Raw genomic sequence first — 14,910 nt, 5'->3', positions numbered from 1 at the left:
CGCGTACTCAGGAATGGCGGACCATTCCCGTGTCCAGCGACGTCCGGCTAGCAACGGGCCGGGTCGCGACTACGTCTCCTGCTTGTCCTGCGAACAAGCAATCAACAGGAGGAGGAATCAACTATCGGAGGCGGACGAAAGAGTGCGTCTGAAACAAGGCTATGCAAGCTACGCGGTCCGACAGTTGTGCATCTCCACCCTGCACGTTTCCTATTGAAGAAGCGGGTGCCGCTCGCAGAATCCGGGAGCGGGTTGGCTTTTCACGGCTACCGAGGCAGCCGTGCGTCATGTCTCAAGGCTCGGGTTCCGAGTCGTTGCGTCGAGGGATTCGCTAATCCGCCACGGCAACGCTTCGCAGGACTGCCTCACGTCCGTTCAATGTGCTTGCAGGCAGCGGGGATGGCGATTTCGCTGACATCCGCGGGCCCGGCCACTTTTGGCGGCCTCCCGAATATAGCAGCAATGATTAAGTGCTTCAATTGAATGAAAAATTGCTATGATGAGCGGATGACGACTCCCACCCCTCCGACTTCCGGCGTCCAGCTGCTTGAAGTCTCGCCGGAATATGCCGGCCAGCGCATCGACAATTTCCTCAGAACCCAGCTCAAAGGCGTACCCAAGACCTTGATCTACCGCATCCTGCGCAAGGGCGAGGTGCGGGTGAACAAGGGGCGGATCAAGCCCGAGTACAAGCTGCAGGCCGGGGACCTGGTGCGCGTGCCGCCGCTGCGCCTGGCCGAGCGCGACGAGCCGGCGCCGCTGGCCCAGGGGCTGCTCGAGCGCCTGGAGGCCGCTATCGTCTATGAAGACAAGGCGCTGATCGTGATCAACAAGCCCGCCGGCATCGCCGTGCATGGCGGCAGCGGCCTCAGCTATGGCGTGATCGAGGCCTTCCGCCAGCTGCGCCCGGAGTCCAAGGACCTGGAGCTGGTGCACCGCCTGGACCGTGACACCTCCGGCCTGCTGATGATCGCCAAGAAGCGCAGCATGCTGCGCCACCTGCACGACGCCCTGCGCAACGAGCACGTGGTGGACAAGCGCTACCACGCCCTGGTGCGCGGCAACTGGCCGGCGGCGAAGAAGCAGATCCGCGCGCCGCTGATGAAGAACAACCTGCGCTCCGGCGAGCGCATGGTGGAGGTCAACGTCGAAGGCAAGGATGCGCTCACCGAGTTCAAGGTGCTGCGCCGCTTCGGCGACTTCGCCACCCTGGTGGAGGCGCGGCCGATCACCGGGCGCACCCACCAGATCCGCGTGCACGCCAAGCACGCCGGGCATTCCATCGCCGGCGACGCCAAGTACGGCGACGACGAGTTCTCCCGCGAGATCCGCGAGCTGGGCGGCAAGCGCCTGTTCCTGCATTCCGCGCAGCTGCGCGTGCCCATGCCCGACGGCTCCACCCTGGAGCTGGACGCCGAGGTGGACGACATGTGGCGCAGCACGCTGGAACGCCTGGATGCCTGATTACGCGCTGCTGGTCTTCGATTGGGACGGCACTTTGGTCGACTCCGTCGGCCGCATCGTCGAGTCGATGCGGGTGGCGGCCGAGCGCTCCGGGCTGCCGCAGCGCAGCGACGAGGCCATAAAAGGCATCATCGGCCTGGGCTTGCCTGAGGCGGTCCAGACGCTGTACCCGGAGGTCGACGACGAGGCTGCGCTGACAGTCTTTCGTGGCGACTACGCCGAGCATTATCTGATGCTGGAGGTCGAGCCTTCTCCTTTGTTCCCGGGCGTGGCCGATGCGCTGGAGCATTTCCGCCAGTCCGGCTACCGTCTGGCGGTCGCCACCGGCAAGAGCCGCCGTGGCCTGGACCGGGTGCTGAAGGGGCAGGGCTGGGAAGGTTTCTTCGATATCACCCGCGCCGCCGACGAGTCGGCGAGCAAGCCCGATCCGCGCATGCTGCATGAGATCCTCGCGCATTGCCGGGTCGAGCCGCGGCGTGCGGTGATGGTCGGGGATGCGCCCTTCGACCTGGAGATGGCGCGCCGCGCGGGCATGGACTCGGTGGCGGTGTCCTACGGGGCGCAGCCGCTGTCGGTGTTGCGCGAATACGGCCCGCGCCTGGAGATCGGGCATTTCAACGAATTGCGCGCCTGGCTGGATGGCCGGGCGCAGGACCCACGGATCGAGGTGAGTGAGCATGTCGGATGAGTGGAAGGCCGAGGAGTCCGGCCCGTCGGATGCGAAGAGCTGGAAGCTGCTGGAGAAGGCGGTGCTGGCCGGCGTGCAGGAGCAGCGCCGGGCCCGTCGCTGGGGCATTTTCTTCAAGCTGCTGACCTTCGCCTACCTGTTCCTCGCCCTGGCGCTGTTCACCCCCTTCAGTGGCCTGTCCAAGTCGGCCTCGCGCAGCGGCAGCCATACCGCCCTGATCGAGGTGAAGGGCATGATCGCCGACGACGAGCCGGCCAGCGCCGACAACGTCGTGGGGGCATTGAAGGCGGCCTTCGAGGATGCCGGCACCAAGGGCATCGTCCTGCGCATCAACAGCCCGGGCGGCAGCCCGGTACAGTCCGGCTACATCTATGACGAGATCAAGCGCCAGCGCGGCCTGCATCCGGACGTGAAGGTCTACGCGGTGATCAGCGACCTGGGGGCGTCCGGCGCCTACTACATCGCCAGCGCCGCCGACGAAATCTACGCCGACAAGGCCAGCCTGGTCGGCTCCATCGGCGTCACCGCCGCCACCTTCGGCTTCGTCGGCACCATGGAGAAGCTCGGCGTCGATCGCCGCGTCTACACCTCCGGCGAGCACAAGGCCTTCCTCGATCCCTTCCAGCCGCCCAAGGCCGAAGAGACGCAGTTCTGGCAGGGGGTGCTGGACACCACCCACAAGCAGTTCATCGACAGCGTGAAGAAAGGGCGTGGCGACCGCCTGAAGGACAAGGACCATCCCGAGCTGTTCTCCGGGCTGATCTGGTCCGGCGAGCAGGCGCTGCAACTCGGCCTGATCGATGGCCTGGGCAGCACCAGCTACGTGGCGCGCGACGTCATCAAGGAAAAGGAGATCGTCGACTACACCGTGCAGGAAACGCCGTTCGACCGCTTCGCCAAGAAGCTCGGCACCAGCGTCGCCGAGCGCCTGGCGCTGTGGATGGGCTGGCAGGGGCCGGCGCTGCGCTGAGGTCCCGCTGCTCGAAACGGGCCGCTGCCTTTATATAGGAAGGCAGCGGCTTTTTCGTTCCTGGGCCCTGCGCACGAATCGCGGACAAGGTCCGCTTGCGCGATGCCCGACCGTAGGGCGAATAACCGTTCGCGGTTATCCGCCGATGCCGTTGGCGCGCGGGTTGGCGGCGGATAACGCCGTAGGCGTTATCCGCCCTACGGGTTGTGCCCTGCGCACGAATCGCGGACAAGGTCCGCTTGCGCGATGCCCGACCGTAGGGCGAATAACCGTTCGCGGTTATCCGCCGATGCCTCTGGCGCGCGGGTTGGCGGCGGATAACGCCGTAGGCGTTATGCGCCCTACGGGTTGTGCCTTGCGCGCGGGTTCAGGGAACCTGCACCCCTTCGGCCAGCAGCATGTCCACCAGGCGGATCAGCGGCAGGCCGACCAGGCTGGTGCCGTCCTCGCCCTCGGTCGCGCGGAACAGGCTGACGCCCAGGCCCTCGGCCTTGAAGCTGCCGGCGCAGTCGAAGGGGCGCTCGGCCTCCAGGTAGCGGCGGATGCGCGCCTCGTCCAGTTCGCGGAAGTGCACGCGGAAGGGGATGCAGTCCACCTGGCAGCGGCCGCTGGCGCTGTCCAGCAGGGCGAGGCCGGTGAGGAAGCTGACGCTGTTGCCACTGGAAGCCTTCAATTGTTCCACGGCCCGTTCCAGGGTGTGCGGCTTGCCGAGGATCGCCTGGCCCTGGACGGCGGCCTGGTCCGAGCCGATGATCAGGTGCTGGGGAAAGCGCGTCGCCAGTGCCCGCGCCTTGGCTTCGGCGAGGCGGCGCACCAGCTGTTCGGCGCTTTCGCCGGCCAGCGGGCTTTCATCTATATCCGGGCTTGCGCATTCGAAAGGCAGGCGCAGGCGTTGCAGCAGTTCGCGGCGGTAGGGCGAGCTTGAGGCGAGAATCAGTGGGCGCATCGGGTGTCTCCTGGGCGAAGTTCGCGATTCTAGCGAAAAGGCTGTCCATACAGCGGTTTATGCCTAATTTCCTTTGACAGGGACGGGGGCATCCCTATAATGGCGCGCTTATGTTGAATGGGCCGATACCACCTCACGTCGATCCGCGCAAACTGGTAGAGCGCGAAGCCACCCTCGAGGGTGTGCTGCCGCTCGCCAGCATGCCGCGGGTTTGCGAACAGCTGACCAGCAGCGACGGCAACGTCCGGGCGAAGTTCTTCTTCCACCGTGACGAGCAGAAGCTGGCGGTCATGCATGTCGAAGTCGACGCGCAGGTGAGCATGGTATGCCAACGCTGCCTCGAGCCGGCGACCTTCCAGGTCACCAGCGAGTCCGACTTCGCCATCCTCTGGGAAGGCCAGTCTGCCGAAGGGCTGCCGAAGGGGTACGATGCGCTGGAAGTGGGGGAGGAACCCCTCGACCTGCCGCCTCTGGTCGAGGACGAGCTGTTGCTCGCCTTGCCCATCGTTCCGGCCCATGACCCTGAGGAATGCCAGCATCCGGCGGGATTTGCAGCAGCGCCCGAGCCGAGCGAGAACGTGGAAGAGCGTCCCAACCCGTTCAGCGTACTGGCGCAGTTGAAGCGTGACCCAAACGTTTAGGAGTTAATCAATCATGGCTGTTCAGCAGAACAAAAAATCCCGTTCCGCTCGTGACATGCGTCGTTCCCACGATGCGCTCGATGCGAACGCTCTGTCCGTGGAAAAGAGCACCGGTGAAGTTCACCTGCGTCACCACGTCTCCCCGGACGGCTTCTATCGCGGCCGCAAGGTCGTAGACAAGGGCTCTGACGAGTAATCCTTGTCCGCACCAATCATCGCGATTGATGCAATGGGTGGGGACTTCGGTCCCCACTGCATTGTTCCGGCCAGCATTTCCTTCCTGGCCGAAAACCCCGCCCTGCAACTGGTCCTCGTCGGCCAGGCCCCCCTCCTCGAAGAACTCTGCGCCCGCGTTTCCGCGGTCGACCGCCCGCGCCTGCACATCCAGCACGCCAGCGAAGTCATCGGCATGGACGAACGCCCGTCCCAGGCCCTGCGCAGCAAGCCCGACTCCTCCATGCGCGTCGCCCTGGAACTGGTCCGCGACGGTGCGGCCCACGCCTGCGTCAGCGCCGGCAACACCGGGGCGCTGATGGCCCTGTCGCGCTACCTGCTCAAGACCTTGCCGGGCATCGACCGGCCGGCCATGGTCACCGCCGTGCCGACCCAGGCCGGGCATTGCCACCTGCTGGACCTGGGGGCGAACGTCGATTGCAGCGCCGAGCACCTCTACCAGTTCGCCGTGATGGGCGCGGTGGCGGCCGAGGCGCTGGGCAAGGCCAACCCGAAGGTGGCGCTGCTCAACGTCGGCACCGAGGAAATCAAGGGCAACCAGCAGGTCAAGCTGGCCTCGACCCTGCTGGAGCAGGCCCGCGGCATCAACTACATCGGCTACATAGAGGGCGACGGCCTGTACCGCGGCCTGGCCGACGTGGTGGTGTGCGACGGCTTCGTCGGCAACATCCTGCTCAAGGCCAGCGAGGGGCTGGCGGCCATGGTGGTCAGCCGCCTGGAGCAACTGTTCGCGTCCAGCCTGTCGGCGAAGGCCATTGGCCTTGTGGCCATGCCGCTGCTGCGCCGCCTGCGCAGCGACCTGACGCCGGCCCGGCACAATGGCGCGAGTTTCCTGGGGCTGCAGGGCATCGTGGTGAAGAGCCACGGCAGCGCGGCCGAGGAGGGCATCCAGAGCGCGCTGCGCCGGGCCCTGGCGGAAATCCGCGAGAACCTGCCGCAGCGGCTCCACGGACGGCTTGAAAGCCTTCTCTAAGTGGCTGAATAGAAAGGAAATAGAGATTTCTGGCGGTAATGGAAGTATGCTTGCGCACCGCGCTCGCAAGGTCGCCCGGCGAGATGTAATCCCCGCCCTGGCGATGTGACCGCGCGGTCGAGGCCGTCATCCAACTGTCAGTTCCATGCGCCAGGCTGCTGCTGGCGTTACCCTTCGACGAAACAGACACAAGGGACCCGTTGCAATGTCCGCATCCCTCGCATTCGTTTTCCCCGGCCAGGGCTCGCAATCCCTCGGCATGCTGGCCGAGCTGGGCGCGCAGCACGCACTGGTGCGTGACACCTTCGCCGAAGCCTCCTCGGCCCTGGGCTACGACCTCTGGGCGCTGGTGCAGGAAGGCCCGGAAGAGCGCCTGAACCAGACCGACAAGACCCAGCCGGCCATCCTCGCCGCCTCCATCGCCCTGTGGCGCCTGTGGCAGGCCGAGGGTGGCGCCGCGCCGGCCTACGTCGCCGGCCACAGCCTCGGTGAGTACTCGGCCCTGGTCGCCGCCGGCAGCCTGGGCTTCGCCGACGCGGTGAAGCTGGTCGAGCGCCGCGGCCAATTGATGCAGGAAGCGGTGCCCGCCGGGACCGGCGGCATGGCCGCGATCCTCGGCCTGGAAGATGCCGACGTGCTGGCCGCCTGCGCCGAAGCCGCCCAGGGTGACGTGGTCAGCGCGGTGAACTTCAACGCCCCCGGCCAGGTGGTGGTCGCCGGTGCCGCCGCCGCGGTCGAGCGCGCCATCGAGGCCTGCAAGGCCCGCGGCGCCAAGCGCGCCGTGGCGCTGCCGGTCAGCGTGCCGTCGCACTGCGCGCTGATGCGCCCGGCCGCCGAGCGCTTCGCCGAGGCGGTGGAAGCCATCGCCTGGCAGGCCCCGGGCATCGCCCTGGTGCAGAACGTCAGCGCCCAGGTGCCGGCGGACCTCGCCACCCTCAAGCGCGACCTGCTGGCGCAGCTGTACAGCCCGGTGCGCTGGGTCGAGACCGTGCAACTGCTCGCCGCCAAGGGCGTCACCGATCTGGTAGAGTGCGGCCCTGGCAAGGTCCTGGCCGGCCTGAACAAGCGTTGCGCCAAGGGCGTGAACACCCACAATCTGGATTCGGCGGACGCCTTCGCGGCGGCTCGTGCGGCTCTGGCTTGAACAGGAGATAAGAGCATGAGTCTGCAAGGTAAGGTTGCCCTGGTCACCGGCGCGAGCCGTGGCATCGGCCAGGCCATCGCCCTGGAGCTGGGTCGCCTGGGCGCCATCGTCATCGGCACCGCCACCAGCGCTTCTGGCGCCGAGAAGATCGCCGAGTACCTCAAGGCCAATGGCATCGAAGGCGCCGGCCTGGTCCTGGACGTTTCCAGCGACGAATCCGTCGCCTCCACCCTCGAGCACATCCAGCAGCACCTCGGCCAGCCGCTGGTCGTGGTCAACAACGCCGGCATCACCCGCGACAACCTGCTGATGCGGATGAAGGACGACGAGTGGTTCGACGTGGTCAACACCAACCTCAACAGCCTCTACCGTCTGTCGAAAGCCGTGCTGCGCGGCATGACCAAGGCGCGCTGGGGTCGCATCATCAACATCGGTTCGGTGGTCGGCGCCATGGGCAATGCCGGGCAGACCAACTACGCCGCGGCGAAGGCCGGTCTAGAGGGCTTCACCCGCGCCCTGGCGCGCGAAGTGGGCTCCCGTGCCATCACCGTCAACGCGGTGGCCCCGGGCTTCATCGACACCGACATGACCCGTGAACTGCCCGAAGCCCAGCGCGAAGCGCTGCTCGGCCAGATTCCGCTGGGGCGTCTCGGCCAAGCCGAAGAGATCGCCAAGGTGGTAGGATTCCTCGCCTCCGATGGTGCCGCCTATGTGACCGGCGCCACGGTACCGGTGAATGGCGGAATGTACATGAGCTGAATGTGACCTTACTCTTCGCGGATGTGTCATATGCGCTGTCTAAAATCCGTTATATAGATGCAACTGGGTTATAGACAGAACATCGTGGTGGTCGCGAAGGGGCGTCGGCGTTCAGCTTGAAAAGCAGAAAACCCTTTCTATACACTTACCCGCAGCCCAGCTGTACGGATTGTCCATAGGAGTGAAAACAAGGTATGAGCACCATCGAAGAACGCGTCAAGAAGATCGTTGCTGAGCAACTCGGCGTTAAGGAAGAAGAAGTCACCAACAGCGCTTCCTTCGTCGAAGACCTGGGCGCGGACTCCCTTGACACCGTTGAGCTGGTGATGGCTCTGGAAGAGGAATTCGAGACCGAAATCCCCGACGAGCAAGCCGAAAAGATCACCACCGTCCAGGAAGCCATCGACTACATCGTTGCCCACCAGCAATAAGTAGCCGTTTCCGACGGAAGAAGCCGCACGGCCTGCAAAGGCGTGCGGCTTTTCTTTAGCGTAGCGCTGGACAGCCCTGGTCGCGGTCCGGCGCCTATGCCGTGTATTCGCAAAATGAGGAAGTCGTAGTGTCGCGCAGACGCGTCGTCATCACTGGCATGGGTATGCTCTCGCCCCTGGGCGTGGACGTGCCGAGTTCCTGGCAGGGTATCCTGGCCGGCCGCAGCGGTATCGCCCCGATCGAGCACATGGACCTTTCCGCCTTCTCCACCCGCTTCGGCGGTTCGGTGAGGGGGTTCGACGTCGAGCAGTACATGTCCGCCAAGGAAGCCCGCAAACTCGACCTGTTCATCCAGTACGGCCTGGCCGCCAGTTACCAGGCGGTGCGCGATTCCGGTCTGGAAGTCACCGACGCCAACCGCGAGCGCATCGGCGTCGCCATCGGCTCCGGCATCGGCGGCCTGACCAACATCGAGAATACCTGCCGCTCCATGTTCGAGCAGGGGCCGCGGCGCATTTCGCCGTTCTTCGTGCCCGGCTCGGTCATCAACATGGTTTCCGGGTTCCTGTCGATCAACCTCGGTCTGCAGGGCCCCAACTACTCCATCACCACCGCCTGCACCACCGGCACCCACAACATCGGCATGGCCGCGCGCAACATCGCCTACGGCGAGGCTGACGTGATGGTCGCCGGCGGTTCCGAAATGGCCACCTGCGGCCTGGGTATCGGCGGCTTCGGCGCGGCCCGCGCGCTGTCCACCCGCAACGACGAGCCGGCCCGCGCCAGCCGCCCGTGGGACAGGGACCGCGACGGCTTCGTGCTCTCCGACGGCGCCGGCGCCGTGGTGCTGGAAGAGCTGGAGCACGCCAAGGCCCGTGGCGCGCGGATCTACGCCGAGCTGGTCGGCTTCGGCATGAGCGGCGACGCCTTCCACATGACCGCGCCGCCGGAAGATGGCGCGGGCGCCGCCCGTTGCATGAAGAACGCCCTGCGCGACGCCGGCCTGAACCCGGAGCAGGTCGACTACATCAACGCCCACGGCACCTCCACCCCGGCCGGCGACATCGCCGAGATCGCCGCGGTGAAGTCGATCTTCGGCGAGCACGCCTACAAGCTGTCGATGAGCTCGACCAAGTCCATGACCGGCCACCTGCTCGGTGCCGCCGGCGCCGTGGAAGCCATCTTCTGCGTCCTGGCGCTGCGCGACCAGGTGGCGCCGCCGACCATCAACCTGGAGAACCCGGACGAAGGCTGCGACCTCGACCTGGTGGCGAACCAGCTCAAGGAGCGCAGCATCGAGGTGGCGGTGTCCAACTCCTTCGGCTTCGGCGGCACCAACGGTTCCCTGGTGTTCCGCCGGTTCAACGGCTGATGCCCGCCTGGGTCGACGGCCGGCCCGCCGAGGCCCTGTCCGTGCGCGATCGCGGGCTGGCCTACGGCGATGGCCTGTTCGAGACCATCGCCGTGCGCGCCGGCCGGCCGCGCCTGCTGGTGCGGCACCTGGCGCGCCTGGAGGAGGGCACGCGACGCCTGCGCCTGCCGGCGCCGCTGGACCAGGTGGAGCAGGAGCTGCTGGCCTTCGCCGCGCAACTGGGCGAAGGCGTGGCCAAGCTGATGCTGACCCGCGGCGAAGGCCTGCGCGGTTATGCCGCGCCGGCCGACGCCCAGGTGCGGCGCATCCTGATCGGCTCGCCGGCGCCGGCCTATCCGGCGGCCAATTTCGACGAGGGCATCGCCCTTTTCCCCTGCGCCACTCGCCTGGCCGAGCAGCCGCTGCTGGCCGGCCTCAAGCACCTCAACCGCCTGGAGCAGGTCCTGGCCCGCAGCGAATGGAGCGATCCGGCCTTTGCCGAGGGGCTGATGCGCGACCAGGGCGGAAGGGTGGTCGAGGGCGTCTTCAGCAACCTGTTCCTGGTCCGCGGCGGTGAACTGCTCACCCCGGCGCTGAGCCGTTGCGGAGTCGCCGGGGTGATGCGCGCCGAGCTGCTGGAGTGGGCGGCGGGGCAGGGCATTCCGACCGTGATTCGGGATGTTGCCTACGACGAACTGTTGCACGCCGAAGAGGTCTTCCTTTGCAACAGCCTCTACGGTATCTGGCCGGTGCGTCGACTCGAAGCCCATGCCTGGCCGGTCGGGGCGATCACCCGTAAACTGCAAGCCCACTTCCGCGAACGCCTGGATTCCTGACCTGTGATGCGCAAATTGCTGGTGCTGCTGGAAAGCGGCCTGCTGCTGGCCGGGCTGTTGCTCGGCCTGGCCGGCTGGGAGCAGCGCCGGGCCCTGCAGCAGCCGCTGCAGCTCACCGAAGAACGCCTGCTGGACGTCCCGTCCGGCGCCACGCCGGGGGCGCTGCTGAGCCGCCTGCAGGACGAGGAAGTGCTGCACGGCGCGTTCTGGCTGCGCCTGTACTGGCGCTTCAACCTGGCCGGGCAGGCCCTGCACAGCGGCGAATACCGGCTCAAGCCGGGGATGCGCGGCGACGACCTGCTGGAACTGTGGCGCGAAGGCGACGTGGTGCAGTACAGCCTGACCCTGGTCGAGGGCTGGACCTTCCACCAGTTCCGCGAACTGCTGGCGCGCCAGCCCAAGCTGGAGGCCACCCTGGCCGGCCTCGGCGACGAAGAGGTGATGAAGCGCCTGGGCAAGGCCGGCGTCGTGCCCGAGGGGCACTTCTTCCCGGACACCTACCGCTACGTCCGCGGCATGCGCGACATCGACCTGCTCAAGCTGGCCTACCAGCGCATGGAGCGCATCCTCGACCAGGAATGGCAGGCCCGCAGCGGCGACCTGCCCTACAAGGACCCGTACCAGGCGCTGATCATGGCCTCGCTGATCGAGAAGGAAACCGGCGTGCCCCAGGAGCGCCAGCAGATCGCCGGGGTCTTCGTGCGCCGCCTGCAGAAGAACATGCTGCTGCAGACCGACCCGACCGTGATCTACGGCATGGGCGAGCGCTACAACGGCAAGATCAGCCGCGCCGACCTGCGCGAGCCCACCCCCTACAACACCTACCTGATCGCCGGCCTGCCGCCGACGCCGATCGCCATGCCCGGGCGCGAGGCGATCCACGCCGCGCTCAACCCGGCCGATGGCCAGAGCCTGTATTTCGTCGCCCGTGGCGATGGCAGCCACGTGTTTTCCGACAACCTCGACGACCACAACAAGGCGGTGCAGGAGTACCAGCTGAAGCGGCGCGCGGACTACCGGTCCAGCCCCGCCCCGGCTCCCGCGCCGGCGCCGGAAGCGAGCCCCGAGGCGCCGCCGGCGCAGCAGTAGCACAGACAGAAGGAGAGCCGAGTGAGCGGCCTGTTCGTCACCCTGGAAGGCCCCGAAGGCGCGGGCAAGACCACCAACCGCGAGTACCTGGCCGAACGCCTGCGCGAACGCGGCGTGGAAGTGCAGCTGACCCGCGAGCCCGGCGGCACGCCGCTGGCCGAGCGCATCCGCGACCTGCTGCTGGCCCCCAGTGACGAGCCGATGGCGGTGGATACCGAGCTGCTGCTGATGTTCGCCGCCCGCGCCCAGCACATCGCCCAGGTCATCCGCCCGGCCCTGGCCCGCGGCGCGGTGGTGCTCTGCGACCGCTTCACCGACGCGACCTACGCCTACCAGGGCGGCGGCCGCGGCTTGCCGGAGGCGCGCATCGCCGAACTGGAACGCTTCGTCCAGGGCGACCTGCGCCCGGACCTGACCCTGGTCTTCGACCTGCCGGTGGAAATCGGCCTGGCCCGCGCCGCCGCCCGCGGCCGCCTGGACCGCTTCGAGCAGGAAGGCCGCGGGTTCTTCGAGGCGGTGCGCCAGACCTACCTGCGCCGCGCCGCCGCCGAGCCGCAGCGCTACCAGGTGCTCGACGCCGCGCAGCCGCTGGAGCGCGTGCAGGCCGACATCGCGAGCCTGCTGCCGAACCTGCTGGAGCGCCTGCATGGCTGAAATCTACCCCTGGCAGGCCACGCTCTGGCAGCAGCTCAGCGGCCGCCCGCGGCATGCCCACGCCTACCTGCTGCACGGCCCGGCCGGCATCGGCAAGCGCGCCCTGGCCGACAACCTGGTGGCCCTGCTGCTCTGCCAGCACCCGGCCAACGACCGCGCCTGCGGCCAGTGCAAGGGCTGCCAATTGCTCGCCGCCGGCACCCATCCGGACTTCTTCCTGCTCGAGCCCGAGGAGCCGGAGAAGCCGATCCGCGTCGACCAGGTCCGCGAGCTGGTGGCCTTCGTGGTGCAGACCGCGCAACTCGGCGGGCGCAAGGTGGTGCTGCTGGAGCCGGCCGAGGCGATGAACCTCAACTCCGCCAATGCCCTGCTCAAGAGCCTGGAGGAGCCCTCCGGCGACACCGTGCTGATCCTCATCAGCCACCAGCCCAGCCGCCTGCTGCCGACCATCAAGAGCCGCTGCGTGCAGCAGGCCTGCCCGCTGCCGAGCGCCGGGCAGAGCCGCGCCTTCCTCGCCGCCGCACTGCCGGACGAGACGCCGGAGGCCATCGACGAGCTGCTGGTGCTGGCCGGCGGTTCGCCGCTGACCGCGCTGCGCCTGCACGGCCAGGGCGTGCGCGAGCAGCGCGCGCTGGTGGTGGAGGGGGTGAAGAAGCTGCTCAAGCAGCAGATCGCCCCCGGCCAGTTGGCCGAGAGCTGGAACGCCGTGCCGCTGCCGCTGCTGTTCGACTGGTTCTGCGACTGGGCGCTGGGCATCCTGCGCTACCAGCTGACCCGCGACGAGGCGGGCCTGGGCCTGGCGGACATGCGCAAGGTGCTGCAGTACCTGGCGGAGAAATCCACCCAGCCCAAGGTCATGGCGATCCAGGACTGGCTGCTGGAGCACCGGCAGAAAGTCCTGAACAAGGCCAACCTCAACCGTGCCCTGCTTCTCGAAGCCTTGCTGGCGCAGTGGGCAAGCCTGCCGGGAGCGGGCTAGAATCGGGCCAATCGGATCATCGTTAGGACAGCCGCATGAGCTTGCCACCGAACCTGGGACCGCGTAACGGTATCCTGTCCCTGACCATCAAGGACAAGTCCGTACTCTATGCCGCCTACATGCCGTTCATTCGCAACGGCGGGCTGTTCATCCCGACCAACAAGACCTACAAGCTGGGCGACGAGGTCTTCATGCTGCTCAACCTGATGGACGAGCCGGAGAAGATCCCGGTGGCCGGCAAGGTGGTCTGGATCACTCCCAAGGGCGCCCAGGGCAACCGCGCCGCGGGCATCGGCGTGCAGTTCAACGACGGCGACAACACCGCGCGCAACAAGATCGAGACCTACCTGGCCGGGGCGCTGAAGTCCGACAGGCCGACCCACACCATGTAATCCGCGGCAGACGTACCGTCGAACGCAGGAGGCGCCCGAAGGGGCGCTTCGTCATTTCCGGAGTAGCCTTTCCATGCTCGTCGATTCCCATTGCCACCTCGACCGCCTCGACCTGGCCGCCCACGGCGGCTCGCTCGACGCCGCCCTGGACGCCGCGCGCGCCCGGGGCGTCGGGCAGTTCCTGTGCATCGGCGTCAGCGCCGACAACGCCCGGGCGGTCAAGGACCTGGCCGAGCGCTACGCCGACGTGCACTGCTCGGTGGGCGTCCACCCGCTGGACCTGGAACCCGGCGCCGCCCCGGCCCTGGACTGGCTGCTGGCCGAACTGAACCACCCGCGGGTGGTGGCCATCGGCGAGACCGGCCTGGACTACCACTACGAACCCGAGGCCGCCGAACTGCAGCAGGAAGCCTTCCGCCTGCACCTGGAGGCGGCGAAGCTCACCGGCAAGCCGGTCATCGTCCACACCCGCGAGGCCCGCGCCGACACCCTGGCGCTGCTGCGCGAGGCGGCGCTGCCCCAGGCCGGCGTGCTGCACTGCTTCACCGAAAACTGGGAAATGGCCAGGGCGGCCCTGGACATCGGCTTCTACATCTCGCTGTCGGGCATAGTCACCTTCCGCAACGCCGAGGCACTGCGCGAAGTGGCCCGCCAGGTGCCGGCCGACCGCCTGCTGGTGGAAACCGACTCGCCGTACCTCGCGCCGGTGCCGCACCGCGGCAAGCCGAACCTGCCGGAGTACGTGCGCGAGGTCGCCGAGTACCTGGCGGTGCTGCGCGGGGTGAGCTTCGAGACCCTGGCCGAGCAGACCACCGCCAATTTCAAGCGGCTGTTCCCGCTGGCGGCGTGATGCCTGTTTGGTGGTTCGCGGATGGAGTCCGCTCCTACGACAGTGCTTCCCTGGCACCTTCGTTTGCGATTCGCGACCATCGTAGGGCGAATAACCGTTCGCGGTTATCCGCCGCCATCCGTGCCACCGGGGCGTCCGGCATGGTCGGTGAATTCGATCGCGGACGGAGTCCGCTCCTACGCAGCCCGAGTCATGCCATTCCCCTGTAGGAGCGCGCCCTGCGCGCGAAATCGCGGGCAGGGCCCGCTCCTACAGGTTACCGTGCAGCACATATCCCACCGTAGGAGCGGACTTGTCCGCGATTTGGCGGATAACGCCGTAGGCGTTATGCGCCCTACGAACCATCGCGAACGTGGGAAGCCAGGTTCGCGAGCAAGCTCGCTCCTACGAAGAGCCGTGCCGCTCTTGATTTTGGACTTCCAGAGAAATATCCGAGCGCACCGGAACGCCCCTTCAGAAGGCCGAGCGAAACCGGCGCTCAGGAGGTCATGCGACATGGATGTCGCGA

At 67.3% G+C, this 14,910-nt stretch carries 17 protein-coding genes; 16 read left to right on the top strand and 1 reads right to left on the bottom strand.

Annotated features, from left to right (window positions below; all coding sequences use genetic code 11):
• Positions 1 to 507 precede the first annotated feature (507 nt).
• Genes rluC through sppA form a run of 3 tightly spaced genes read left to right on the top strand, consistent with a single transcriptional unit; the run spans position 508 to position 3,122 of the window.
• Positions 508 to 1,464, top strand: coding sequence for a 23S rRNA pseudouridine(955/2504/2580) synthase RluC (rluC, locus tag VV867_RS10805; protein WP_328566363.1), 957 nt, complete (start codon positions 508 to 510; stop codon positions 1,462 to 1,464).
• A complete protein-coding gene (locus tag VV867_RS10800) occupies positions 1,457 to 2,152 on the top strand; it encodes an HAD-IIIA family hydrolase (RefSeq protein ID WP_328566362.1) in 696 nt (231 codons plus the stop codon). The genes rluC and VV867_RS10800 overlap by 8 nt, the downstream gene beginning before the upstream one ends.
• Positions 2,142 to 3,122 carry a signal peptide peptidase SppA gene (sppA, locus tag VV867_RS10795; RefSeq protein ID WP_109934039.1) on the top strand — a complete coding sequence of 327 codons (981 nt, stop codon included), beginning with the start codon at positions 2,142 to 2,144 and terminating at the stop codon, positions 3,120 to 3,122. Before VV867_RS10800 ends, sppA begins: the two co-directional genes overlap by 11 nt.
• 367 nt (positions 3,123 to 3,489) lie before the next feature.
• On the opposite strand, the gene VV867_RS10790 is transcribed toward sppA, so the two are convergent.
• Positions 3,490 to 4,068, bottom strand: coding sequence for a Maf family protein (locus VV867_RS10790; protein WP_328566361.1), 579 nt, complete (start codon positions 4,066 to 4,068; stop codon positions 3,490 to 3,492).
• 110 nt (positions 4,069 to 4,178) lie between these two features.
• Here VV867_RS10790 and VV867_RS10785 point away from each other — a divergent pair, with 110 nt between their 5' ends.
• The 13 genes from VV867_RS10785 (at position 4,179) to VV867_RS10725 (ending at position 14,402) form a co-directional block, all read left to right on the top strand.
• Positions 4,179 to 4,709 (top strand): YceD family protein, encoded by a 531-nt coding sequence (locus tag VV867_RS10785; protein ID WP_009621422.1) that lies wholly within the window; start codon positions 4,179 to 4,181, stop codon positions 4,707 to 4,709.
• A 13-nt stretch (positions 4,710 to 4,722) separates the two neighbouring features.
• Entirely contained in the window at positions 4,723 to 4,905 is a 183-nt protein-coding gene (rpmF, locus tag VV867_RS10780) for a 50S ribosomal protein L32 (protein WP_009621425.1), read from the top strand.
• A 3-nt stretch (positions 4,906 to 4,908) separates the two neighbouring features.
• Positions 4,909 to 5,916, top strand: a complete 1,008-nt coding sequence (plsX, locus tag VV867_RS10775; RefSeq protein WP_109934041.1) for a phosphate acyltransferase PlsX — start codon at positions 4,909 to 4,911, stop codon at positions 5,914 to 5,916.
• A gap of 205 nt (positions 5,917 to 6,121) precedes the next feature.
• Positions 6,122 to 7,060, top strand: coding sequence for an ACP S-malonyltransferase (gene fabD / locus VV867_RS10770; RefSeq protein WP_275627176.1), 939 nt, complete (start codon positions 6,122 to 6,124; stop codon positions 7,058 to 7,060).
• Between the two features lie 15 nt (positions 7,061 to 7,075).
• Complete coding sequence (fabG, locus tag VV867_RS10765; RefSeq protein WP_109934043.1) at positions 7,076 to 7,819, top strand: 3-oxoacyl-ACP reductase FabG; 744 nt, start codon at positions 7,076 to 7,078, stop codon at positions 7,817 to 7,819.
• A 194-nt stretch (positions 7,820 to 8,013) separates the two neighbouring features.
• Positions 8,014 to 8,250: an acyl carrier protein gene (gene acpP, locus VV867_RS10760; RefSeq protein WP_007160597.1), complete on the top strand. Its 237-nt coding sequence runs from the start codon at positions 8,014 to 8,016 to the stop codon at positions 8,248 to 8,250.
• Positions 8,251 to 8,378: 128 nt separating this feature from the next.
• Positions 8,379 to 9,623: a beta-ketoacyl-ACP synthase II gene (gene fabF / locus VV867_RS10755; RefSeq protein WP_328566360.1), complete on the top strand. Its 1,245-nt coding sequence runs from the start codon at positions 8,379 to 8,381 to the stop codon at positions 9,621 to 9,623.
• Entirely contained in the window at positions 9,623 to 10,438 is an 816-nt protein-coding gene (gene pabC / locus VV867_RS10750) for an aminodeoxychorismate lyase (RefSeq protein WP_328566359.1), read from the top strand. Before fabF ends, pabC begins: the two co-directional genes overlap by 1 nt.
• Positions 10,439 to 10,444: 6 nt before the next feature.
• Positions 10,445 to 11,527: an endolytic transglycosylase MltG gene (gene mltG, locus VV867_RS10745; RefSeq protein WP_109934046.1), complete on the top strand. Its 1,083-nt coding sequence runs from the start codon at positions 10,445 to 10,447 to the stop codon at positions 11,525 to 11,527.
• Positions 11,528 to 11,548: 21 nt separating this feature from the next.
• The gene (gene tmk / locus VV867_RS10740) at positions 11,549 to 12,181 is read left to right on the top strand and encodes a dTMP kinase (RefSeq protein WP_328566358.1); all 633 of its coding nucleotides are present in this window, start codon (positions 11,549 to 11,551) and stop codon (positions 12,179 to 12,181) included.
• A complete protein-coding gene (locus tag VV867_RS10735) occupies positions 12,174 to 13,160 on the top strand; it encodes a DNA polymerase III subunit delta' (RefSeq protein WP_328566357.1) in 987 nt (328 codons plus the stop codon). The genes tmk and VV867_RS10735 overlap by 8 nt, the downstream gene beginning before the upstream one ends.
• Positions 13,161 to 13,195: 35 nt before the next feature.
• Positions 13,196 to 13,552, top strand: a complete 357-nt coding sequence (locus VV867_RS10730; RefSeq protein WP_009621447.1) for a PilZ domain-containing protein — start codon at positions 13,196 to 13,198, stop codon at positions 13,550 to 13,552.
• Between the two features lie 73 nt (positions 13,553 to 13,625).
• Complete coding sequence (locus VV867_RS10725; RefSeq protein ID WP_328566356.1) at positions 13,626 to 14,402, top strand: TatD family hydrolase; 777 nt, start codon at positions 13,626 to 13,628, stop codon at positions 14,400 to 14,402.
• The last annotated feature ends 508 nt before the right edge of the window (positions 14,403 to 14,910 follow it).

This window comes from Pseudomonas sp. JH-2 (genome assembly GCF_036231725.1).
In the GTDB taxonomy this organism is placed as follows: Bacteria; Pseudomonadota; Gammaproteobacteria; order Pseudomonadales; family Pseudomonadaceae; genus Pseudomonas; species Pseudomonas delhiensis.
This window is presented reverse-complemented; position numbering and strand designations above follow the sequence as displayed.

What these genes read in the sequence shown, in the direction of transcription:
- rluC (WP_328566363.1), top strand. Translation starts at nt 508, where the DNA reads ATGACGACTCCCACCCCTCCGACTTCCGGCGTCCAGCTGCTTGAAGTC.
- VV867_RS10800 (WP_328566362.1), top strand. Translation starts at nt 1,457, where the DNA reads ATGCCTGATTACGCGCTGCTGGTCTTCGATTGGGACGGCACTTTGGTC.
- sppA (WP_109934039.1), top strand. Translation starts at nt 2,142, where the DNA reads ATGTCGGATGAGTGGAAGGCCGAGGAGTCCGGCCCGTCGGATGCGAAG.
- VV867_RS10790 (WP_328566361.1), bottom strand. Translation starts at nt 4,068, where the DNA reads ATGCGCCCACTGATTCTCGCCTCAAGCTCGCCCTACCGCCGCGAACTG.
- VV867_RS10785 (WP_009621422.1), top strand. Translation starts at nt 4,179, where the DNA reads ATGTTGAATGGGCCGATACCACCTCACGTCGATCCGCGCAAACTGGTA.
- rpmF (WP_009621425.1), top strand. Translation starts at nt 4,723, where the DNA reads ATGGCTGTTCAGCAGAACAAAAAATCCCGTTCCGCTCGTGACATGCGT.
- fabD (WP_275627176.1), top strand. Translation starts at nt 6,122, where the DNA reads ATGTCCGCATCCCTCGCATTCGTTTTCCCCGGCCAGGGCTCGCAATCC.
- fabG (WP_109934043.1), top strand. Translation starts at nt 7,076, where the DNA reads ATGAGTCTGCAAGGTAAGGTTGCCCTGGTCACCGGCGCGAGCCGTGGC.
- acpP (WP_007160597.1), top strand. Translation starts at nt 8,014, where the DNA reads ATGAGCACCATCGAAGAACGCGTCAAGAAGATCGTTGCTGAGCAACTC.
- pabC (WP_328566359.1), top strand. Translation starts at nt 9,623, where the DNA reads ATGCCCGCCTGGGTCGACGGCCGGCCCGCCGAGGCCCTGTCCGTGCGC.
- mltG (WP_109934046.1), top strand. Translation starts at nt 10,445, where the DNA reads ATGCGCAAATTGCTGGTGCTGCTGGAAAGCGGCCTGCTGCTGGCCGGG.
- VV867_RS10735 (WP_328566357.1), top strand. Translation starts at nt 12,174, where the DNA reads ATGGCTGAAATCTACCCCTGGCAGGCCACGCTCTGGCAGCAGCTCAGC.
- VV867_RS10730 (WP_009621447.1), top strand. Translation starts at nt 13,196, where the DNA reads ATGAGCTTGCCACCGAACCTGGGACCGCGTAACGGTATCCTGTCCCTG.
- VV867_RS10725 (WP_328566356.1), top strand. Translation starts at nt 13,626, where the DNA reads ATGCTCGTCGATTCCCATTGCCACCTCGACCGCCTCGACCTGGCCGCC.